Source organism: Idiomarina sp. ST10R2A5 (assembly GCF_051842325.1).
Lineage (GTDB): Bacteria > Pseudomonadota > Gammaproteobacteria > Enterobacterales > Alteromonadaceae > Idiomarina > Idiomarina abyssalis.
Genome location: NZ_JBNIEX010000001.1, coordinates 354240 through 376544 on the forward strand (window position 1 = coordinate 354240; position 22305 = coordinate 376544).

The 22305-nt window shown below is 45.6% G+C and carries 20 protein-coding genes; 16 read left to right on the forward strand and 4 right to left on the reverse strand.

Translation table 11 applies throughout. The features are described 5' to 3' along the window. Nucleotides 1-59 precede the first annotated feature (59 nt). The 10 genes from ccoN to ttcA all read left to right on the forward strand — a co-directional run bounded on the left by ccoN (nt 60) and on the right by ttcA (nt 8971). Nucleotides 60-1496: a cytochrome-c oxidase, cbb3-type subunit I gene (ccoN, locus tag ACP7FG_RS01780; protein ID WP_054487734.1), complete on the forward strand. Its 1437-nt coding sequence runs from the start codon at nt 60-62 to the stop codon at nt 1494-1496. An 11-nt stretch (nt 1497-1507) separates the two neighbouring features. Continuing rightward, on the forward strand, nt 1508-2128 hold the full coding sequence (gene ccoO / locus ACP7FG_RS01785; protein ID WP_054487732.1) for a cytochrome-c oxidase, cbb3-type subunit II: 621 nt from the start codon (nt 1508-1510) through the stop codon (nt 2126-2128). After that, a complete protein-coding gene (locus tag ACP7FG_RS01790) occupies nt 2128-2310 on the forward strand; it encodes a cbb3-type cytochrome oxidase subunit 3 (RefSeq protein ID WP_054487731.1) in 183 nt (60 codons plus the stop codon). Before ccoO ends, ACP7FG_RS01790 begins: the two co-directional genes overlap by 1 nt. After that, complete coding sequence (gene ccoP, locus ACP7FG_RS01795; RefSeq protein ID WP_054487729.1) at nt 2303-3256, forward strand: cytochrome-c oxidase, cbb3-type subunit III; 954 nt, start codon at nt 2303-2305, stop codon at nt 3254-3256. Before ACP7FG_RS01790 ends, ccoP begins: the two co-directional genes overlap by 8 nt. Before the next feature lie 51 nt (nt 3257-3307). Then, nucleotides 3308-3805: a FixH family protein gene (locus ACP7FG_RS01800; RefSeq protein ID WP_439225335.1), complete on the forward strand. Its 498-nt coding sequence runs from the start codon at nt 3308-3310 to the stop codon at nt 3803-3805. A 4-nt stretch (nt 3806-3809) separates the two neighbouring features. Continuing rightward, nucleotides 3810-6188 carry a heavy metal translocating P-type ATPase gene (locus tag ACP7FG_RS01805; protein ID WP_439225336.1) on the forward strand — a complete coding sequence of 793 codons (2379 nt, stop codon included), beginning with the start codon at nt 3810-3812 and terminating at the stop codon, nt 6186-6188. Beyond that, nucleotides 6185-6364 (forward strand): cbb3-type cytochrome oxidase assembly protein CcoS, encoded by a 180-nt coding sequence (gene ccoS, locus ACP7FG_RS01810; RefSeq protein ID WP_054487724.1) that lies wholly within the window; start codon nt 6185-6187, stop codon nt 6362-6364. The genes ACP7FG_RS01805 and ccoS overlap by 4 nt, the downstream gene beginning before the upstream one ends. Then, nucleotides 6336-7007, forward strand: a complete 672-nt coding sequence (locus ACP7FG_RS01815; protein ID WP_233399476.1) for a sulfite exporter TauE/SafE family protein — start codon at nt 6336-6338, stop codon at nt 7005-7007. The genes ccoS and ACP7FG_RS01815 overlap by 29 nt, the downstream gene beginning before the upstream one ends. Before the next feature lie 65 nt (nt 7008-7072). Then, the gene (gene uspE / locus ACP7FG_RS01820) at nt 7073-7999 is read left to right on the forward strand and encodes a universal stress protein UspE (RefSeq protein WP_439225337.1); all 927 of its coding nucleotides are present in this window, start codon (nt 7073-7075) and stop codon (nt 7997-7999) included. 63 nt (nt 8000-8062) lie between these two features. After that, nucleotides 8063-8971, forward strand: coding sequence for a tRNA 2-thiocytidine(32) synthetase TtcA (ttcA, locus tag ACP7FG_RS01825; protein ID WP_439225338.1), 909 nt, complete (start codon nt 8063-8065; stop codon nt 8969-8971). A gap of 53 nt (nt 8972-9024) precedes the next feature. Here ttcA and ACP7FG_RS01830 read toward each other — a convergent pair whose 3' ends face one another. Together ACP7FG_RS01830 and ACP7FG_RS01835 are read right to left on the reverse strand one after the other, a co-directional pair. Further along, on the reverse strand, nt 9025-9864 hold the full coding sequence (locus tag ACP7FG_RS01830; RefSeq protein WP_439225339.1) for a glucosaminidase domain-containing protein: 840 nt from the start codon (nt 9862-9864) through the stop codon (nt 9025-9027). 7 nt (nt 9865-9871) lie between these two features. Then, a complete protein-coding gene (locus ACP7FG_RS01835) occupies nt 9872-10627 on the reverse strand; it encodes a hypothetical protein (RefSeq protein ID WP_439225340.1) in 756 nt (251 codons plus the stop codon). A 106-nt stretch (nt 10628-10733) separates the two neighbouring features. Here ACP7FG_RS01835 and ACP7FG_RS01840 point away from each other — a divergent pair, with 106 nt between their 5' ends. From ACP7FG_RS01840 to ACP7FG_RS01865, 6 genes are all read left to right on the forward strand, one after another. Next, the gene (locus ACP7FG_RS01840; RefSeq protein WP_054487714.1) at nt 10734-11309 is read left to right on the forward strand and encodes a pseudouridine synthase; all 576 of its coding nucleotides are present in this window, start codon (nt 10734-10736) and stop codon (nt 11307-11309) included. Nucleotides 11310-11388: 79 nt separating this feature from the next. Further along, complete coding sequence (mnmA, locus tag ACP7FG_RS01845; RefSeq protein WP_439225341.1) at nt 11389-12504, forward strand: tRNA 2-thiouridine(34) synthase MnmA; 1116 nt, start codon at nt 11389-11391, stop codon at nt 12502-12504. After that, nucleotides 12501-13121 (forward strand): high frequency lysogenization protein HflD, encoded by a 621-nt coding sequence (gene hflD / locus ACP7FG_RS01850; RefSeq protein WP_439225342.1) that lies wholly within the window; start codon nt 12501-12503, stop codon nt 13119-13121. The genes mnmA and hflD overlap by 4 nt, the downstream gene beginning before the upstream one ends. 41 nt (nt 13122-13162) lie before the next feature. Next, on the forward strand, nt 13163-14533 hold the full coding sequence (gene purB / locus ACP7FG_RS01855) for an adenylosuccinate lyase (protein ID WP_439225450.1): 1371 nt from the start codon (nt 13163-13165) through the stop codon (nt 14531-14533). Further along, complete coding sequence (locus ACP7FG_RS01860) at nt 14530-15672, forward strand: cupin domain-containing protein (protein WP_417439566.1); 1143 nt, start codon at nt 14530-14532, stop codon at nt 15670-15672. The genes purB and ACP7FG_RS01860 overlap by 4 nt, the downstream gene beginning before the upstream one ends. A gap of 132 nt (nt 15673-15804) precedes the next feature. Further along, complete coding sequence (locus ACP7FG_RS01865; protein WP_054487703.1) at nt 15805-16842, forward strand: Glu/Leu/Phe/Val dehydrogenase dimerization domain-containing protein; 1038 nt, start codon at nt 15805-15807, stop codon at nt 16840-16842. Between the two features lie 26 nt (nt 16843-16868). Here the strand turns inward: ACP7FG_RS01865 and ydiJ are convergent, their stop codons facing one another. Beyond that, nucleotides 16869-19898: a D-2-hydroxyglutarate dehydrogenase YdiJ gene (gene ydiJ, locus ACP7FG_RS01870; RefSeq protein ID WP_439225343.1), complete on the reverse strand. Its 3030-nt coding sequence runs from the start codon at nt 19896-19898 to the stop codon at nt 16869-16871. 2 nt (nt 19899-19900) lie between these two features. Then, complete coding sequence (gene ppsA / locus ACP7FG_RS01875; protein ID WP_439225344.1) at nt 19901-22267, reverse strand: phosphoenolpyruvate synthase; 2367 nt, start codon at nt 22265-22267, stop codon at nt 19901-19903. Nucleotides 22268-22305 lie beyond the last annotated feature (38 nt).

The following is a 22305-nucleotide window of genomic DNA, read 5'->3' on the forward strand; positions in this document are numbered from 1 at the left end:
TGGATCGTGTCTGGTAAAAGTCACCTTTTTCCTGATCTTAATCACTGCGGATTTAAAAGATGAGTCAAACAATTCCACAACAACCGATCGAATATAATATGAAGGTCGTTCGGCAGTTTACTGTCATGACCATTATTTGGGGTATCGTCGGTATGGCGTTGGGCGTATTGATAGCTGCTCAGCTAGTCTGGCCAGAGCTAAACTTCAATACACCTTGGTTAACCTACTCCCGTCTTCGCCCACTACATACTAACGCCGTTATTTTTGCGTTTGGTACCAGTGCACTTTTTGCTACCTCTTATTACGTGGTTCAAAAGACCTGTAAAGTGAGCTTGTTCTCAGATAAGTTGGCAGCTTTTACCTTTTGGGGTTGGCAGGCCGTCATCGTTGCAGCGGTTATTACTCTGCCATTGGGCCTGTCTAGCAGCAAAGAGTATGCAGAACTGGAATGGCCAATCGATATCCTGATTGCTGTCGTTTGGGTTGCTTATCTCATTGTTTTCTTTGGGACATTGGCTATTCGTAAGACATCGCACATTTATGTGGCGAACTGGTTCTACGGTGGCTTTATTGTTGTTATCGCCATGCTGCATATTGTGAACAGCTTCGCGATACCAGTGTCGTTTACTAAGTCATATTCAATCTACTCAGGTGCTGTAGATGCCATGGTTCAATGGTGGTACGGACATAACGCTGTAGGTTTCCTTTTGACAGCCGGCTTCCTGGGTATGATGTATTACTTTGTACCAAAGCAGGCGGAACGCCCCGTTTACTCGTACCGTTTGTCGGTTGTTCATTTCTGGGCACTCATTTCCTTATACATTTGGGCCGGACCGCACCACTTGCACTACACCGCTTTACCAGACTGGACTCAGTCAGTGGGTATGGTGATGTCAGTCATTCTGTTCGTTCCTTCGTGGGGCGGCATGATCAACGGTATCATGACCTTATCGGGTGCCTGGCATAAACTGCGTACCGACCCAATTCTGCGCTTCCTGATTGTATCTCTGTCATTCTATGGTATGTCGACTTTCGAAGGTCCGATGATGGCAATCAAATCAGTAAACGCCCTTTCTCACTACACCGACTGGACCGTTGGTCACGTGCATTCAGGCGCTCTAGGCTGGGTTGCGATGATTACCATTGGTTCTATGTACTACCTGGTACCTCGCTTGTTTAATCAGAAAGAAATTCACAGCATTAAGCTGGTTAACGTTCATTTCTGGTTACACACTATCGGCGTAGTTTTCTACATTGTTTCAATGTGGATTTCAGGTGTTATGCAAGGTCTTATGTGGCGTGCGACAAACTCTGATGGAACACTGACTTATAGTTTCGTAGAGAGTGTTCAAGCATCGTATCCGTTCTGGACAGGCCGCTTTATTGGTGGTGTGTTCATTGTCGTTGGTATGCTGCTTATGGCTTATAACTGTTACCAGACAATTCGTGCCGGCCGTCGTGAGACAGCTGCAGGCAACGTCGTACAAACTGCCTGAGGGAGAGAATAATGAGTCGCTTTAAACACGAATTTGTTGAGAAAAACTTAGGTTGGCTGTCTATTTTAATGATTCTTGCTGTTTCTATTGGCGGTTTGGTAGAAATCACTCCCCTACTTTTTCAGAAGCAGACCAATGAACCGATTAAAGGGCTACAGCCATACACAGCATTAGAACTTGAAGGCCGTGATATCTATATCCGCGAAGGGTGTAACAACTGTCACAGTCAGATGATTCGACCTTTCCGTGCTGAAACAGAACGCTATGGACATTACTCTTTAGCCGGAGAACACGTATGGGAATTCCCTCACCTTTGGGGTTCTAAACGGACAGGTCCTGATTTGGCTCGGGTTGGTGGACGTTACAGTGATGAGTGGCATCACGTTCACTTAATGAACCCACGAAATGTGGTTCCTGAATCAAATATGCCAGCGTTCCCGTGGCTTGCAGAAAACAAGCTAACGGGTGAAGACACCGCTAAGAAAATGGAAGTTATGCGTTCGCTTGGCGTTCCTTATGAAGATGAGGATATTGCCGGGGCTAAAGAAGCTGTTCAGGGTGAAACCGAAATGGACGCTCTTATCGCATACTTGCAGTCTCTTGGCACTGCGTTACAGCAGGCTGATAAGTAATGGATTACGGAACCTGGCGCGGCGTGTTTAGCCTGATCATATTGGCAATTTTCATTGCTATTGTGTTTTGGGCTTTCAGTCGCCGCACAAAAAAACAATTTGATGAAGCGGCTAATTCCATATTTGAGGACGAGTCATCAGTAGATAAAAGCGACAAACCGGAGTCGAAGAAAGATGAGTAGCTTCTGGAGTGCATGGATTATTGTTCTGACGCTGGCCACTTTGGTGGTACTAATTTGGCTATTGCGCTGGAACATGAAAAATTATACTCACATCGAAGAAGGTCAGGAAATGGACCACGAATTCGATGGAATTGTTGAGTTAAACAACCCTCTTCCAAAGTGGTGGACCTATTTATTCTGGGCCTGTTTTGCCTGGGGCTTTTTGTACTTAGCTTTATATCCTGGGTTAGGCAATTTCAATGGCCTATTGGACTGGAAAAGTTCAAACCAAGACGTTCGCTCTCTAGAGGAGTCTCGTCAAGCAATGGAAGAAGCCCATGAAAAAGGAATGATAGTTGAGTACGATCGTTCGATTCGTGCAGCTGAAGAGAAATACGGCCCTATTTTTGAAGCATTTGCAGAGCAGTCTGTTAAAGAACTGGCAAAAAATGAAGATGCTTTAGATGTTGGTCAACGACTATTCTTGCAAAACTGTGCTCAGTGTCACGGCTCAAACGCTATGGGTGGCCAAGGGTTCCCTAACCTGACTGATGATGACTGGTTGTACGGTGGTGAGCCAAGCGATATTAAGACATCCTTATTAGAAGGTCGCCGCGGTAACATGGCACCTTTTGGTGAGCAGTTCAGTGATAAAGAAATTAATGAACTGGCAAACTACGTCGCAAGTCTTAGTGGCCGCGACAGAGATCCTGACTTGGTTGAAGCCGGCAAGGCAAACTTTGCAGTCTGCAGCGCTTGTCACGGACAGGATGGAAAAGGTAACCAGCAGCTGGGTGCTCCTAACTTGACTGATAATGTTTGGCTATATGGCGGTTCAATTAATAAAATTGAAGAAACTATTAGGTATGGGCGTAGCGGCGTTATGCCTGCCTGGAAAAACATTTTAGGTGAAGATAAAATTCATGTTATCTCAGCTTATGTCTACAGCTTGTCAAACGACGAATAAAACGCAGTATATAGCCCCGCTACGGCGGGGTTTTTTGTAAGAGGTCCTATTATGATTCAACCTTGGTATAAGCAGTTTTGGCCATGGTTTCTTATTTCCCTTCCCGTTACTGTAATGATCGTTTGCGGTGTTATCATTTATTTGTCCATCTCTGAGGGCAACTTTTCGATGGTGGTCGACGATTACTATAAACGCGGCAAGACAATTAACGCTGTTATTGAAAACGTTGAAGAAGCTCAGCGTCGTAATATTTCCTTCGAATTTACTGCAAATCAGGGCAAGTTAACTCTAAAATATGCTTCAGGTGAACCGGAAGAGCTGTCAGCTTTACGGGTTTATTTTGTGCATGCTACTCAGCCTGAAAAGGACTTTAGTCGTTTGCTAAGTGTCGCCGCAGACGGTACCTACCGGGCTGATATTCCAGACAACATTAGCGGCAAGTGGACCGTTACTGTTGAACCCTATAACAAGGTATGGAAAGTGAGCGAAAAGTATCAACTCCCTAAAAGTGAATTAACAAAACTTCGTCCATTATTATACGGAGTTTAAACACATGGAATGCTTCCACTGCCTGCAGCCTATTCCCCGGGGAGTCAACCTTTCTGTTGAATATAAAGGCTCAGAAAAGCCCGTCTGCTGTGCCGGTTGCCAGGCCGTGGCAGAAACCATTATTGAACATCGTCTACATGCTTATTATGAACACAGGGACATCTCTCAACTTCAGGAGACTCCTGTACTCCCTGATGAGTTAAATGATTTGAATTTGTATGACCACCCTGACTTACAAAAAGAGTTTGTAAGACACGAAGGTGATGGCACTGAGGTTGCCACTCTGACAATAGAGAATATCACTTGTGGTGCGTGCGGCTGGCTTATTGAACGTGAATTAATGCGTTTGAAAGGCATACACAAAGCTATCGTTAATGTTACCAGTCGTCGATTACAGGTTAGCTGGTCACCTGAGGAGTTAAAACTCAGCAATATTCTCAGAGCGTTAGCAGGAATTGGTTATAAAGCTTTGCCATTTCAGGCCAATGAGGCTGAACAGCAATATGAGCGCCAGAGAAAAAGTTATATAAGGCGCTTAGGCGTGGCAGGTATTGCCACCATGCAAGTAATGATGATTGCTTTTGGCCTGTACTTTGGTGTGGTAAGTGACCTCTCTCCTGACTTACAGCGTTTTTTATGGGGAGTCAGTCTGGTATTTGCAACTCCAGTCATTCTGTACAGTGCACAACCTTTTTATGCTGGCGCTCTTCGGGCTATACAGGCTTCACGCTTGAATATGGATATTCCGGTAAGTATTGCTTTGTTAGGAGCTTACAGTGCCAGTGTGTACGCTACTATTACCAATACTGGCGAGGTGTACTTTGAATCCATCTCCATGTTCACTTTCTTCCTCTTAACTGGACGTTTTCTTGAGCTACTCGCAAAGGAACGTGCGTTAAAATTTGCAACTAACCGGCTGACTCTTTTACCTAAGCTGGCTTCCAGAGAAACTGATGACGCTGTTGAATCTATTGCTATTAAGCAATTAAACGTCGGCGACATTATTCGTGTAAAAGCTGGTGAAACCATTCCTGCCGACGGAGAGTTGTTAAATCCGCAGGCACAGGTTGATGAAAGTTTGCTAACAGGTGAAAGCCTGCCGCGTTCGAAAAAGCTTGGCGACGCAATTATTGCCGGCAGTATTAACCAGCACTCACCGATACGCGTCAAAGTGACGGCTATTGCTCAGCAGACCGTGCTGGCGGGTATTATATCAATGCAGGACTCTGCATTAGCGGTTAAGCCAAGAGCTCAGCAAGTTATTGATAAAATTGCAGGTTATTTTATTGCTGCCATTTTAATTATTGCTGTTATTACGTTCTTCAGTTGGTGGTGGATTCAGCCTGAGCATGCGCTGTGGGTTACTTTAGCGGTTTTGGTTGCAACCTGCCCTTGTGCTTTATCACTTGCCGCTCCCACCGCGCTTACCGGTATTATTCATCGGCTCAATCGAGATGGGATATTACTTAAAGGCGCTGATGTATTAGAGTCTGTAAAGCAGTTAGACAAAGTTTGTCTTGATAAAACCGGTACTTTAACCGAGGGGCAGTTTCGGCTTGTTGAGCGCCAGGACTCTATCGACCCCAAAACAGTGAATCATATTGTTAGTGGACTGGAACTGTTTTCCGAGCACCCTCTTTCCGTTCCTTTGAGTCAACTTTCAGATACCCCTGCTAAATTTACTCATGTCAGCAACGAAATGGGGGCCGGACTGCAAGGCGAACTTGACGGTGAAGTTTACCGCGTCGGCAGTGAACGTTTTATTCAGCAATGGCACCCTGAGTTTAAAGCACTTAATAAGTACCAGGTAATTGTGGCAAGCAAAAAGCAGGTTTTGGCACAGTTCCGGGTTGAGGATCAAGTACGGGACGGTGCAGCAGAAACCATAGAATGGTTAAAAGAAAATGGCTATCAGCCTATCATATTAAGTGGTGACAGTGAGTCCAGAGTCCATGAACTGGCTAAGGAGTTAGGCATAGCTGAGTACCATAGTGGATTAAAGCCAGAGGAAAAATTGGCATTCGTTACCGAACAACAACAATTAGGTCATACTGTCTGGATGGTCGGTGACGGCATCAATGACAGTCCGGTTCTTGCAAAAGCTGATCTTTCAATGACCTTTTCAAAAGCATCAGACTTGGCGCAAACCGCAGCCGACGTTGTATTAATGTCAGAGTCCTTGAATCAAATAAAAGTGGTTATAGAAAGCGCTCTGAAGACACGCAAGGTGATGCAGCAAAATTTCACTTGGGCATTAGTTTATAATGTATCTATATTACCTGTTGCAGCTATTGGTATGGTTGCACCATGGGCAGCAGCGCTTGGCATGTCGCTCAGCTCTCTGTTGGTCATTGGTAACTCTTTAAGGTTGTATCGAAAATGAGTGTAATTTACGCGTTAATACCGGTTGCGATAATTTTTGTGATCATCGCCGTGGCTATTTTTTTCTGGGCGGTACGCTCCGATCAGTTTGAAGATATTGAGCGTCAGGGTCTCAATATTCTAATGGATGATGAAGACAACAAGGCCGATGATGAATCCGATAAGCCAAAGCGCTGATCTTGTAACCGCATTACTCATGGGCCTTGCGGGCGCTGGTCACTGCCTGATGATGTGTGGTGGGATAGCAAGCGCCATGGGCATTAATACTAAGCCCCATCACGTCTGGCTCTATAACTTAGGCCGAGTGTCCTCTTATATGATAATTGGAGCACTTGTCGGCGGCGCCATAGGCTTTTTTGCTCCCGAAGGTGGTTATACAACCGTTATTCTGCGTTGGTTGGCGGTTATTTTTCTGCTTCTATTAGGGCTTTATTTTACGGGCTGGTTTGCTGGCCTGGTTTATTTGGAAAAAGCTGCAAGCCCGGTATGGCGAAAGGTTCAGCCCTTTGCCGCTAAGCTAAGAAACAAACCGGGTATTTTTGCCACTTTCTTTGCCGGAACCCTATGGGGCTGGCTGCCTTGCGGTATGGTTTACAGTGCTCTTAGCTGGGCCGCGTTAAGTGGTTCAGCCAGCGGTGGCGCATTAACCATGGCGGCTTTTGGCTTAGGAACCTTGCCAGCTATGGTTGCAGCAGGTCATTTCAGCCAGTTTCTGCACAACTTTTTGCGAGCTCAGGGGGTTCGCACAGCCATGGGTGTTTTACTGATTATTTATGCCTTATGGAGTTTATTGACCCTCCTCAAACCTTTTTTTCAATAAAGCCTGCAAAGCTTTCTGCTTTCGTCTAATCTAACTAATAGACGCGGATTTATTATGAGGTGAGTATGGACGCATTCCGTCATGTTTTGGTCGTTATAGATGCCGCTGATGAGCAGCATAAAGCCTTGAAAAGAGGTCTGCATATGGCTCGATTGAGTGATGCCAGACTGACGTTGTTTTTATCCATTTACGACTTCTCTTATGAAATGACAACCATGTTATCCAGCGAAGAACGCGATATTATGCGTTCTAATCTCATTGCTGACAGAAAAGCCTGGCTAACAGACTTGTTGAGTGAATTTGATACAGACGCAATTGCTATTGATATCAGCGTTGTTTGGCACAATCGCCCGTTTGAAGCCATTATAAAAGAAGCGATTAAGCACAAGCATGATCTCATCATAAAAGGTACTCAGGTCAGTGCGAGTTTCCAAAATCTCATTTTTACACCAACTGACTGGCACTTGTTAAGAAAAGCCCCCTGCCCGGTTTTGCTGGTCAAAGAACACGAATGGCCCAGTCATGGCCAAATTATTGCCGCTGTTCACACCGGTTCAGAAGAAGAACATCATCAGCAATTAAATAAACGAATTATTGAACACGCTCAATCAATGAGCAAAGTTCTCGATGCCAGTGTGCATTTGGTTAATGCGTACCCTAGTGCGCCCGTTAATGTAGCGGTAGAAATTCCGGAGTTTGATGTCAGCGAATATACAGATGCACTCGAGCAGCATCATGTAAACCGAATGGCTGCTCTTGGCCGGCAGTATGGCATTTCCAGTCACTACCAGTACCTTTCTCAAGGTTTACCGGAACAAGTGATACCCGAAGCAGCCAAACAACTGGATGCCGAATTAGTCGTGTTAGGGACTATTGGCCGCACTGGGTTAAGCGCTGCGTTACTGGGCAATACCGCGGAGCATGTGCTGGATCAGTTAAATTGCGACGTATTAGCCATTAAACCAGAAGACTTCGTTAGTCCCCTCGCTTGAGTTTAATGCCTCAGGTATAATCCGGCTCCTAATGCTTAAATATGACAGGTTGCAGGAGCCATTATGGCCAGTGAAAACAAATACAGTTTCAACAAACTACAGAAACGTATTCGCCGCGAAGCCGGCAAAGCCATACAAGACTTTGGCATGATTGAGGATGGTGACCGCATCATGGTCTGTCTGTCCGGTGGCAAGGACAGCTACACTCTGTTAGACACATTGCAGTACCTGCAAAAAGTCGCTCCTGTGAGATTCTCCCTGATCGCCGTTAACCTTGATCAAAAACAGCCAGGTTTCCCAGAGCATGTACTTCCTGAGTATTTAGAAAAGCTTGGTGTTGAATACAAAATTGTTGAAGAAGACACCTATAGTATCGTGAAAGATAAAATCCCTGAAGGAAAGACAACCTGCTCTCTTTGTTCGCGTTTACGCCGTGGAATTTTGTACCGTACGGCAAAGGAGTTAAAAGCCACTAAGATAGCTCTGGGACACCACAGAGACGATATGATTGAAACCTTGTTTTTAAATATGTTTCATGGCGGAAAATTAAAATCGATGCCGCCGAAACTCGCAAGCGATAACGGTGAACATATTGTTATTCGACCACTTGCCTACGCCCGGGAAAAGGACATAGAGCAATATTCGGAGGCTATGGAGTTTCCAATTATTCCGTGCAACTTGTGTGGCTCTCAGGAAAATCTTCAAAGGAAGCAAATAAAGCAACTGCTTAACCAGTGGGATAAGCAGTTTCCAGGAAGAATTGAGAGTTTATGTACCGCAATGCAAAATGTTGTTCCTTCGCACCTGGCTGACAATGCCTTGTTTGACTTTAAATCGGTTACTGCCAATGGCGTTGCCGATGAAAACGGCGATAAAGCTTTTGATACCGAAAATTTTAGCTCTGATGCAGTAAATAATGTAAATAATGAGCCTGTTTTAATGAGTGATATTCCGATTAAACAGCTGGCTTAAACAAGACAAAAAAGGCTCCTGATTGGAGCCTTTTTTTATTATGCCGAAGTGCGTTATTCGGGTTGTGGTGGTGGATTCAGTTCTTCGCTAACGCGTTCCACAATTGGTCGGTTTATACGGATCATTGCTCGTAGCTCTTCAATATAATCCTCGCCGCGCTCTGAATAGCTCGAAAGCCCAGTAATAAGATCTCGTGCCAAAATATCTGCATTATTTAAACGCTTTTGCTCACGCAGTAAACGTAAATCCAGATATGCTCCGTGGGTATTTATATTGCGCATGTAGCTCTTTACTGAGGCATTAACCGAGTCAAACTGCGCAACTTCATGGCGACCACCTTCAACTCTTCCGGTAGGCACGAGACCACAACCTTTCGAGTAACACCATTGCCCAAATAGGTTTAAACCTTTTCTGGAGAAACGCGAAGTTCCCCAACCAGATTCATTGGCGGCCTGCACCAAAACCATCATTTCCGGAATAATATCGATGCGTCGTTTCAGAAGACCAAACAGATTATCATCAATGGCAATATCGTCTTCCAGACGGTAGTAATTTATCCACTCTTCCAGCTGCTTTTTGTCTGCAGCGGTAAGCTCGCCGTTTTTATAGCGTTTATAAATGGCTTTAAGATAAGCTCTATCATGCAATATACGTATATTTTCAGCTTCAACTAAAGGCAGCAAAAAACGAAAGAACTCTTCCTTCTTTTCGGTGACATCTGTCATTGACATAAAATCCGGGAGATCTCTTTTAACTTCAACCTCCGGAATTGCCGGTAAATGCGCCGTAACCGACTGATCCGGAACTTTTACATCAGACTCCTTAATAAGCCAGGGTAAAAGTAATGCAGCTATACTCAGTACTATGAACAGTAAAATCGTTAATAATCGCATGTAGTCCTCAAGCCGAAATATTTTCAGACGAATTATCTTTTTTGGATTTCTCAATAACAGTTACGCCAATAATGTCTCGATAGACCACTCCAATGAGGTTATAGATCATTGGGAGCATCCAAATAAGACCAAGTCCGAAAGGAATTATAGCGACAAACAGTAACCCCAGAATAATAAGAAACAACAGAATAAATTTGGGAAGTTTAAAATGCGTTATTTTTATCGAGTAGTACAATGCACTTAACGGCCCCACGCCTCGTTCAACGACTAGCGGCATAGCAAGACTCAAAATTACCGTAATATAAAGCGATACTAATATTGCAAAATTAGGGTGAACCAGCACCATTAATTCACTGACCAGTATGCTAAGCAAGCTGCTAATAACGGCAACGGTAATGAGCGGGAGCAGTACATTGAATCCGTTAAAAACATCGGCTGTTTTTGTTTGAATCCCAACGCTATGTTTAATTCCCATTAGCATCAACCCGCCAAGTAACGGTGCGCTGATAACAGCCTGAAGAATACTGGCAAGATATTGAATTTGCGCCGAGCTTTCTATGGCTTCAATTGAGAACACGCTCATTAAAGCCAGGACCATAAGCACGTTAATGCCTAACAAAATTAAGAAACCACCAATCAAAGACACTAAGTTTGACTTGGTGATATTAAACGACTGCTCTAATACTTGCCGCACTGAAAGCTGATAGTTCCCTTTTAGGGCGTCAATCAGTGAGCCTCCAATGACTACTTTGTTATCATCCACAGAAATTCCCACACTTTTTTTAACATTAAGATAAACTAGCGCCCGATATACTAGAGTATCCATTGACGCGATCCAATTTAAATCGACAGAACAATTTGAGGCAGGCATGAAATCACAGAAAAAGCGACCCGCCAATCCTAAGTTGGTTTTGCTAAACAAGCCCTACGGTGTGTTATCGCAATTTACAGGTGAGGAAGGCGACCAAACATTAAAGGCTTTCATCCCACATAATGATGTCTACCCCGCCGGACGATTGGATAAGGACAGTGAAGGCCTGCTTTTGTTAACCAACGATGGCGTTTATCAGGCGCGCCTGGCAAATCCTAAATATAAAGTATGGAAAACTTACTGGGTTCAAGTCGAAGGTGAACCCAGTGAAGAACAACTGGAGCAGTTACGAAATGGCGTTGAATTGAACGATGGAATGACGCGTCCAGCCGAAGCCTTTGTAATGCCCGAGCCAATGAACTTATGGCCACGGAATCCTCCAGTCAGAGAGCGTAAAACGGTGCCTGACACCTGGCTTTGCATTAAAATTCGTGAAGGTAAAAACCGTCAGATTCGCCGTATGACAGCGCATGTTGGACTCCCTACTCTGCGCCTTATACGTGCGGCAATTGGTCCGTTTCAGTTAAAAACGCTGCAGCCGGGCGAATGGCGTGAAGAACCGCCTGTTTGGTAGTTTCCTGAGCTACCCTAGCGCGGCCTAAAATGATAGAATGCGCAGCCAATTCAGGAGTTACAGTCAGCCAGGTCAGTCTATGTCAAATGCCAGTAAAAAAGTCATTGTTGGAATGTCAGGAGGAGTCGACTCTTCCGTGTCAGCCTATCTTCTTCTGCAACAGGGCTATCAGGTCGAAGGCCTGTTTATGAAAAACTGGGAAGAAGATGATACTGACGAATACTGCGCTGCATCCGAAGATTTAGCCGATGCCGAAAAGGTTTGCGAAACACTCGGCATAGAGCTGCACACAATCAATTTTGCCGCAGAGTACTGGGACAACGTGTTCGAGTACTTTTTGGAAGAATACAAAGCCGGGCGAACACCGAACCCGGATATCATGTGTAACAAAGAAATTAAATTTAAGGCCTTTCTGGAATTTGCCGCAGAAGCATTAGATGCCGATTACATTGCGACCGGACATTATGTGCGTCGTCAGCAGAACGACGGAAAGTGGGAAATGCTGCGCGGTTTAGACAGTAATAAAGACCAAAGTTACTTCCTTTATACGCTAAGCCATGAGCATATTGCACAAACTTTGTTTCCGGTTGGCGAGCTGGAGAAATCGGAAGTTCGGAAAATTGCAGAAGAGCAAGGCCTTGTTACAGCGGATAAAAAAGACTCCACAGGTATTTGCTTTATTGGCGAGCGCAAATTTAAAGACTTTCTCCAGCAGTACCTGCCGGCAAAGCCCGGCCCCATTGAGTCTGTCGATGGCGAACAGTTAGGTGAACATGAAGGTTTGATGTACCACACTCTGGGTCAGCGTAAAGGCTTACACATTGGCGGAATGGCCGACACCTCCGGCGAACCCTGGTACGTTGTCGATAAAGACGTAGAGAGAAATGTGCTTATTGTTGCGCAGGGAAAAAATCATCCCCGCCTCTATTCTCAGGGGCTTATTGCCGGGCAACTGCACTGGGTGAGTCGTACCACACCATTAAAGGCTTTCGATTGTACGGTTAAAACGCGCTATCGCCAGCAGGATATACCGTGCAGGGTTACTCCGCTTGATAACGGCGACTTTCAGGTTCAGTTTAAAGAGCCTGTTGCAGCGGTAACGCCAGGACAATCCGCAGTATTCTACAGCAACGACGTTTGTTTAGGTGGCGGCATTATTGAACAGCGCATTACCGATTTTGAGGTCAAGCTATGAATGAGTGGCAGCAGCGAGTAATTGCTTTAGCTGGTATGTCGTTAAGTACTATGGCCGTGCAGAAGCTGGCTCGCAGTGGAGAACTTTACCCTGAGTCTATTACCAACACTTTGGTCCACAGTCTTCTGCAACAAAACCCTGACAACATAGAAGATATTTACGGCGGTCTGGAGAATATTCAGCCAGGCATTCAGGCATTTATTCGTCAGGCCGGAAATAATAAAAATAAAGATTTAGAGGTCACCCGCTATTTAGTTGGATTGATCCACCTGTCCCGGCGCTTACTTAAGCAGCCCGACGTACTTAATTTACTGGGTGAACGTATCGCGCAGGTAAAACGTCAGAAAGAAGAGTTTGAATTTGAAGATTATCGCGTACAGCAAAGTTTTGCGGGGATTTACCGCGAGTTGATAAGTCCTCTGGGACAGCCTATTCGAATTAATGGAAACCCGGAGTTTTTGAAGCGGGACTCAAATCAGCACCATATTAGAACCTTGTTGCTGGCCGGCATTCGTAGTGCCGTGCTTTGGCAGCAAGTAGGCGGCAAACGTCGTCATTTCGTATTTTCAAGAAAGAAAATGTTAGATACAGCGCAGCAATTGTTGCATGTCGCATAAAAGATTAATGACTTAATTAACTCTCGGAGAGCCAGTTTATGTTGCCCTTTTCTTCACTAACCGCAGTGTCACCTGTCGATGGACGATACGCTTCAAAAGCAGAAATGTTACGTCCTATTTTCAGCGAGTACGGACTGATTAAATTTCGTGTCACTGTTGAGGTTCGTTGGTTGCAGTTATTAGCCGAAGTCGATGGCATTAAAGAAGTGCCGGCATTAAGTGAAGAAGCGACACAAATACTGAACGCCATTGTTGAAAACTTCTCAGTAGAAGACGCTGAACGCATAAAGACCATTGAGCGCACAACCAATCACGACGTGAAAGCGGTTGAATACTTCCTGAAAGAACAGGTCGCTAATAACGAAGAACTGAATAAAGTATCCGAATTCATCCACTTTGCCTGTACTTCAGAGGACATTAACAACCTTTCTCATGGCTTAATGCTGAACACAGCTCGTGACGAAGTATTAGTACCGATGATGCAGGAATTAGTTGATCGGGTTAAAGAGCTGGCGAAAGAACACAAAGCCGTTCCTATGATGGCCCGTACGCACGGCCAACCGGCAACGCCAACCACAATGGGCAAAGAGTTTGCGAACGTTGCTGTGCGTCTACAACGTCAGCTGACGCAGCTTAAAGCTGTAGATGTCATGGGTAAAATCAACGGTGCTGTCGGTAACTATAACGCGCACCTTGCGGCCTACCCTAATGTCGACTGGCATCAAATCTCAGAGCAATTTGTTACGTCATTAGGTTTAAGCTGGAACGCGTACACGACTCAAATTGAGCCTCATGACTATGTTGCAGAATACTTTGACGCACTGGCTCGCTTTAATACAGTACTCATCGATTTTGATCGTGATGTCTGGGGTTATATTGCTTTGAACCACTTTAAACAGCGTACTGTTGAAGGTGAAGTTGGCTCTTCAACGATGCCTCATAAAGTGAACCCTATCGACTTTGAAAACTCCGAGGGCAACCTGGGTATTGCTAATGCGGTTATGCAACATTTGGCTCAGAAGCTGCCTATTTCCCGCTGGCAACGTGATCTGACTGATTCTACCGTTTTACGTAATTTAGGTGTAGGTGTTGCGCATGCCGTTATTGCATTTCAGGCAACGTTAAAAGGTTTGAGTAAGCTGGAAGTTAATGAAGCCCGTCTGGCAGCTGAGCTTGATGAAAATTGGGAATTGATGGCGGAACCGGTGCAAACCGTTATGCGCCGATACGGTGTTGAAAAGCCGTACGAAAAGCTGAAAACCTTAACTCGCGGAAAACGCATTACCAGCGATGATCTTGCGAAATTTATTGACTCTTTAGACGTGCCAGATGCAGCTAAAGATGAAATGAAAGCTTTAACACCAGCTAGCTATATTGGCCGCGCAACTCAGTTTGTTGATGATCTTGTATGAAATTAGCTTTTGATAAAGACGATTTTTTAAAAAACTACTGGCAGAAAAAGCCTTGTCTTATTCGACAAGGCTTTGCTGATTTTACTGACCCTGTCAGCCCAGAAATTCTGGCTGGATTGGCCATGGAAGAAGGTGCCGATTCCCGGGTTATTGAGTCACAGGCAGATACAGAATCTGGCTGGTTGGTTACTCATGGCCCGTTTGAAGAATACGAGCAGTTTGGTGAGAGCCACTGGACCTTATTAGTTCAATCAGTAAATGAGTGGCTGCCAGACGTTGGCGAATTGATAACGCCTTTCCGTTTTCTTCCGGATTGGCGCATAGACGATGTCATGGTCAGTTTCTCATGCGAAAACGGTGGTGTTGGTCCGCACTTGGATCAGTATGACGTTTTTATCATACAGGGAGCCGGTTCCCGACACTGGCGCGTTGGTGAGCGACAATCAATGCGGGAGTGTCAGCCAGCAGCCGACCTTTGCCAGGTAGAAGGTGAGTTTAAAGCCGTTATTGATGAGCACCTGAAAGCCGGTGACGTTTTATATATTCCCGCGGGCTGTCCGCATGATGGTGTTGCCTTAGAGCCTTCGCTCAACTATTCGGTTGGGTTCCGGGCGCCGTCAAAAGCAGAGTTATTATTGCAGCTGGGCGATATTGCGATGCAACAGGAGTCCCTTCAGGAACGATACCAGGATCCAGAAATTGGCAGCGACGATACTTCCTGGGAAATTGAAGAAAAGCAATTAGCCGCCTTAAAAGGCTTTTTGAAAGAAGCCCTTGAGAGTGACGAAACAGACAGGTTACTGGCGAGAATTGTATCGCAGTCAAAACGCCCTCTTCCCGAGCCAGAATTGCCAACAACAGCAGCGCAAGTGCCAGACTTATTGGCGCAACCGAATGCATTCATAGAGAAAGCGTCCGGTGCCCGTTTCTTAAAACTGAGTCAGACCGAGTTTTATGGCAATGGGGAAGCTTTTACGGTAATCCCGGAAGCTTTACCCACAGCAGAATGGCTGGCACAACTGCAAGGCTCAAAATCCGCATCGGAGCTTTCGAAACGAGTAAATTCTACGCCACAAGCTGAGCTAGTTGCTGAAATGATAAATCAGGGAATTATCTATTTATACATTGAAGAATCCTGAGCGATTCTGTGTAAACAAGAGTTGATAAACACCCGTTTGAATTGCTGAATTTATTCACTTAATTAAGTAGCGCGAGCCCTATCTAAATGGTAATGTTCGCGCAATTTTTGAAGCAATGAGGAATTGAAATTCATGTCTCTATACGAGCATCCCGAATTCGATCATCACGAGCAAGTTGTCTTTTGTCATGATCAGGAATCAGGCCTAAAAGCCATTATTGCAATTCATGACACAACTTTAGGTCCAAGCCTTGGTGGTACCCGTTTGTGGAACTACGCTTCATCGGCCGAAGCTTTAACCGATGTGCTGCGCTTGTCGCGCGGTATGACTTATAAAAGTGCTATGGCCGGCTTACCTCTGGGTGGCGGTAAAGCGGTTATTATTGGTGACGCCAAGAAAATTAAAAGCGAAGAACTGTTCCGCGCATACGGTCGTTTTATCGAGTCATTGAGCGGCCGTTATATTACTGCAGAAGATGTGAACATTCGTACCGAAGACATCGACATGGTTGCGAAAGAAACCAGTCATGTTGCCGGAACTGCTGATAAAGCTGGCGATCCTTCACCTCATACAGCACTGGGCACTTATCTGGGTCTTAAAGCTGCGGCAAAACACAAGTTAGGCAGTGAAGATCTTAAAGGTGTAAAAATAGCGGTTCAGGGCCTTGGTTCTGTTGGTTATGACTTTGCTAAGTACTGCGCAGAAGACGGTGCAGAGCTTATCGTTACCGACATTAACGAAGAAGCTATAGAGCGTGCCGTTAAAGAACTCGGCGCGAAAGCTGTTGGTTTGGATGAAATCTACAGTGTTGATGCTGACGTCTATGCGCCATGTGCGCTGGGTGCAACCATCAATGACGAAACGTTAAAACAACTTAAAGTTAAAATCATTGCCGGAAGCGCCAATAACCAGTTAGCGAACCCTAAACACGATCAAGCAGTAAAAGATATGGGTATCCTTTACGCACCTGATTACGTGATTAATGCCGGTGGTGTCATTCATGTGTGTTCAGAAGCCGCTAATATGAGCTTAGAGGAAACTGATAAACGTGTTCGTGGTATTTACGACACTCTGGATCAGCTTTTTGCTCGTGCAAACGACGAAGACCGCCCTACCGGTGCAGTTGCTGACCAAATGGCTCGTGAAATTATAGCTAAAGGTAAGCAGTAAACGTTGCTGCAAATAAAAAGCCTGATTTAACTCAGGCTTTGTAAGATGATTTCAAGCGGGTGTTTCACCCGCTTTTTTTCTATCCGTTTTATTTGAGACCGGCATGAGAACCCGGTTACCAGCACACCGCTGCTGCCGTATTGCTGAACTGCCTGCTGCCACCCCATTTCATAAAGGCCGAAGCTGTCACTCTGGTTCTGTTTTTCGTGACCAAAAGTTCCCGCCATACCACAACAACCAACATTAACGATATCCAGTGTTAACCCTAATTTACTGAACAATTCTTGCCATTGTTGCGCCGACTCTGGAACAAAGCTTTGCTCTGTACAGTGCAACAGCAGTCCATAATTGCTGGTGCTGGTTGGCCCGGCTTTCTCAAAGTTTAGCGTGCTTAACCATTCAACTACGGTCATTACCTCAACCTCTGGCAACTGACCTCCGTTTGATTTTCGGTATTCATCTCTGAATATCAAAGCCGTAGAGCTGTCTGGCCCAATCAGTGGAATTCCTGCATCGGAAAGCGGTTTCAATTGCTCAGTAACTTTAGTCGCCGTTTTGTCGAAATCACTAAGGAAACCTTTGACATGCTGTGCTTTACCATGCCCTATAAAAGGCAGTAAAACCGGAGTAAAACCGAGCTTCTTAATGAGTCGCCCCAGCTTTAATACAAAGTCAGCCTCATAGAATGTGGTAAAAGGATCCTGCGCAATAACAACCGCCTGTTCGCGTTCTCTTTCAGTTAAACTCAGAACTTGTTCTGTTGTTAGCTCAACGAGGCCGTGACGCTTCCATGCAGTTCTCAAATTGGGCGTTGAAAATAAAGGTGTATCGACATAACCCACACCGTATTTAAGGATAACCCGGCTTATAGGGTTATTAATCAGCAAATTACTCAAAACAGGGAACTGACTTGCAAGAGGCGCCGTTTTTTCTATGCCCTTTACTAAGTAGTCCTTTAATGGACGAGCGTATTTACTGTAATAATGATCGTAAAAACGCGCACGAAATGTTGGGACATCGACATTAACCGGACACTGATTCGTACAAGCTTTGCACGCCAGACATTTATCCATCGACTGTTTTACTTCATGACTAAAATCGCTTCGCCCTGTAAGTCGGTTTAGCTGGCGTTTAGCAAAGCTTACCGGCTGAGGCCTTTGAGTGGCGTCATAACCCGCGTTATGGGTCAACCGTAACCATTCGCGCAGAAGCCCTGCCCGACCTTTAGGAGAATAACGACGGTCCCGTGTGACTTTATACGAGGGGCACATAGCGGACTTGGGGTCATAATTGAAACACAAGCCATTACCGTTACAGTCCATTGCATTTTTGTAGCTGTTTCTGGTTGCTATTGGAATCTGCCTGTCAAAAAAGCCTCGTTTTACTGCGTCAACAGAGACTAATTGCGCATCCGTATTCAGAGGCGTGCAAATTTTCCCGGGGTTCAATTGGTTAAACGGGTCAAAACTCGCCTTAATTTTCTGCAATTCTTTATAAAGGTGCTCTCCAAAAAAAGCGGGGGCGTATTCGGAGCGATAACCTTTTCCGTGCTCGCCCCACATGAGTCCGCCATACTTCTGGGTTAATTCTGCCACCTGGTCACTAATTTCTCTAAGCAGGACTTCATCGTCCGGCTCACACATGTCCAGGGCTGGCCGTACGTGTAAAACACCGGCGTCTGCATGCCCGAACATTCCGTAGTGCAGGCTTTTAGCATCTAATAGCGCCCTAAACTCATTAATAAAGTCAGCCAGTTTTTCAGGAGGAACCGCCGTGTCTTCGGCAAAAGCAACGGGTTTACGTCGGCCTTTTGTCGCACCTAATAAACCCACCGACTTTTTACGCATAGCATAAATCAGCTGTATACTCGGCAGGTCATCACAAATTTGATAACCAATAACACCTTTGTTGTCTTTGCTTTTAATCAGTTTATCCAGACGTTTGGTTAACGAACCGACCTTCTCGTCTATTTCCTCTTGATCAAGCCCGGTAAACTCAACCATGTTGATACCGTCCATCCGCTGACCTTCAACATCGGAAAGTAAAGGTTCAACCGACTTCCAAATGATATCCTCACGCGCAAGATCAAGCACCGTACTGTCAACGGTTTCTACTGAAGTTGCTTTAGCTTCAACTAAGAAAGGAGAATTCTCTAGTGCAGACTGAAAGTTTGAATATTTAACATTAACCAGCACTCTGTGCTTAGGAATGGGAGTGATATTCAGCTTAGCTTCGCTGACAAAGCCTAAGGTCCCTTCCGAGCCGGCGATGACTCGAGAAACATCAATTTTTTGATCTCCAGGGTCATAGGCATGCTTTAAATCGTATCCGGTCAGGAACCGGTTTAAAGGCGGAAACTTTTCACGAATATGAGTTTCTTCACCAACACAGGTGTCTATCACCTGGCGGTAAATGCGAGCTATTCGGTTGTCCTGGCGAGCGATACTTTCCGCTTGCTCTAGCGAAACCGGACCGCTGTCTAGTACATGCCCATCAAGTAATACGGTTTTCAGGCCAAGAATATGATCACTGGTTTTACCGTAAACTAACGAGCCCTGACCTGAGGCGTCGGTATTAATCATGCCACCCAGAGTCGCGCGATTGCTGGTAGAAAGGTCAGGTGAAAAGAAGTAGCCGTGAGGCCTTAAAATATCATTGAGCTTATCTTTAACCACACCAGCCTGAACTTTAACCCAACCTTCCTTAGGGTTAACTTCAAGCACTTTATTCATGTGTCGGCTTAGATCAACCACAACACCTGAGGTTAACGACTGTCCATTAGTGCCGGTTCCGCCGCCTCGGGGAGAGAACTGCACACTGCTGTTACTCTCCTCACCAGCAAGCTTCATTAATAAAACAAGGTCGGCATGATGCAGTGGGTACAACACTGCCTGAGGCAGACTTTGATAAACGCTGTTATCCGTAGCCGCAATTAAACGGCCAGAGTAACTGACATCAATTTCACCAGCGAACCCCGACTCTTTTAACTGCTCTATAAAGTGCCGGTAGTTCTCTGGTAAAGCGTTTTCAGCAGCAACCTTGGGTAATACTGTCATTTTTACAGGTGGTCCGCCAAGTACATCCATGTCTCAATAACGGTATCCGGGTTCAGTGATACCGAATCGATCCCCTGTTCTACCAACCAGGCGGCAAAATCAGGATGATCCGACGGCCCCTGACCACAAATACCGACGTATTTACCGCGCTTCTTGGCCGTTTGAATGGCCATTGCCAGCAGCTTTTTCACCGCTTCGTTACGCTCATCAAATAAATGTGCGATAACGCCGGAATCACGATCCAGACCTAAAGTTAACTGGGTTAAGTCGTTAGAACCAATAGAGAAACCGTCGAAGATGTCGAGAAATTCGTCTGCCAACAGAGCGTTAGAAGGCAGCTCACACATCATAATAACGCGTAAACCATTTTCGCCCTGAACCAGTCCCTGTTCGGCAAGAAGTTCAATAACCTTGCGACCTTCTTCAAGAGTTCTGACAAATGGGATCATGATTTCGATATTGGTCAGACCCATATCGTTACGAACGCGTTTAATTGCTTCACACTCCAGTGCAAAGCAGTCGCGGAATTCTTCAGAGATATAACGAGATGCACCACGGAAACCCAGCATTGGGTTTTCTTCGCCAGGTTCATACTGCTTTCCGCCGATAAGGTTGGCGTATTCGTTCGACTTAAAGTCAGACATACGCACAATGACGCGTTCTGGTGAGAATGCGGCACCTAAGGTAGAAATGCCTTCAGCTAAACGTGCCACGTAGTATTCGCGAGGGCTGCTATAACCAGCCATCATGCTATCAATCGTCTTTTTAAGATCATCGCTTTGCTGGTCGTAATTTAGCAAGGCTTTAGGGTGAACGCCTATCATTCGGTTAATAATAAACTCCAGGCGAGCCAGGCCAATACCGGCATGGGGCAAGCTGGCAAAATCGAACGCTCTGTCCGGGTTGCCCACGTTCATCATAATTTTTAAGGGTAGATCTGGCATAGCATCAATTTGTGACTCGGTGATATCGAAGTCCAGTTCGCCCTGGTAGATATAACCCGTGTCGCCTTCAGCACAAGAAACCGTAACCGCTTGTCCATTACTGATATGGTCAGTTGCATCACCGCAACCAACAACCGCCGGAATGCCCAGTTCGCGTGCAATAATAGCGGCGTGACAAGTACGGCCACCACGGTTAGTAACAATTGCAGCCGCGCGCTTCATAACCGGTTCCCAGTCAGGGTCGGTCATATCGGTAACTAAAACATCGCCCGGCTGGACCTTATCCATTTCGCTAATGTCATTCAGCACACGAGCAACACCACGGCCAATACGCTGGCCTATGGCACGTCCGGTGCAGACAACATCACTTTTCGCTTTTAGTGCAAAGCGCTCAATAGCTTGCCCTTTTTGGTTTGACTGAACCGTTTCGGGGCGTGCCTGAACAATATAAAGTTTGCCGTCAATGCCGTCTTTTGCCCACTCGATGTCCATTGGACGACCGTAGTGTTCTTCAATAATCAGAGCCTGTTTAGCCAAATCTTCAACTTCTTCATCGGTTATCGAGAAGGTCAGACTTTTCGACTTTTCGATGTCTTCAATGACTGTCTGCTTTCCATGCTCTCTGTCGTCAGAGAAGATCATCTGGATTTTTTTGCTGCCCAGCGTTCTACGCAGTACCGAAGGACGCCCTGCTTTTAACGTTGGCTTATGCACGTAGAATTCGTCCGGATTAACCGCACCTTGTACAACCATCTCACCAAGACCGAAAGATGAGGTAATGAAAACCACATCATCAAAGCCTGATTCAGTGTCAATGCTGAACATAACCCCGGAAGAGGCAATGTCACTGCGTACCATACGCTGTATACCTGCTGACAGGGCAACACCGCGGTGGTCGTAGCCCTGATGAACACGGTATGAAATAGCGCGGTCGTTAAACAAAGAGGCGAATACGTGCTTAATAGCCTCCATAACGCTACCCAGACCACGTACGTTCAGGAAGGTTTCCTGCTGGCCGGCAAACGAGGCATCCGGCATGTCTTCAGCCGTTGCGGAGCTGCGTACCGCAAAACTAAATTCATCGTTATTTTCGCTAAGTTCGGAAAAAGCGTCCTTTATGGCAGCTTCAAATTCCGGTTGGAACGGCGTATCGATGATCCACTGACGAATTTCCTTACCAGCCTTTGCTAAGGCCTGAACATCGTCAACATCAAGTGTGTCGAGCAAATCGTGAATACGATCGTTTAAGCCGCTTTGCTCCAGAAACTGGTTATAGGCGTCTGCCGTTGTTGCAAAACCACCGGGAACTTCAACCCCTGCTCCGGCTAAGTTACTGATCATTTCACCCAGTGAGGCATTTTTACCACCGACTCGGTTTACGTCCTGCATTCCCAGATGTTGGTACCAAACTACGTATTCTTGCACGTCACAATCCTTAATTGATTTTTTCGGCATGGAAGTGA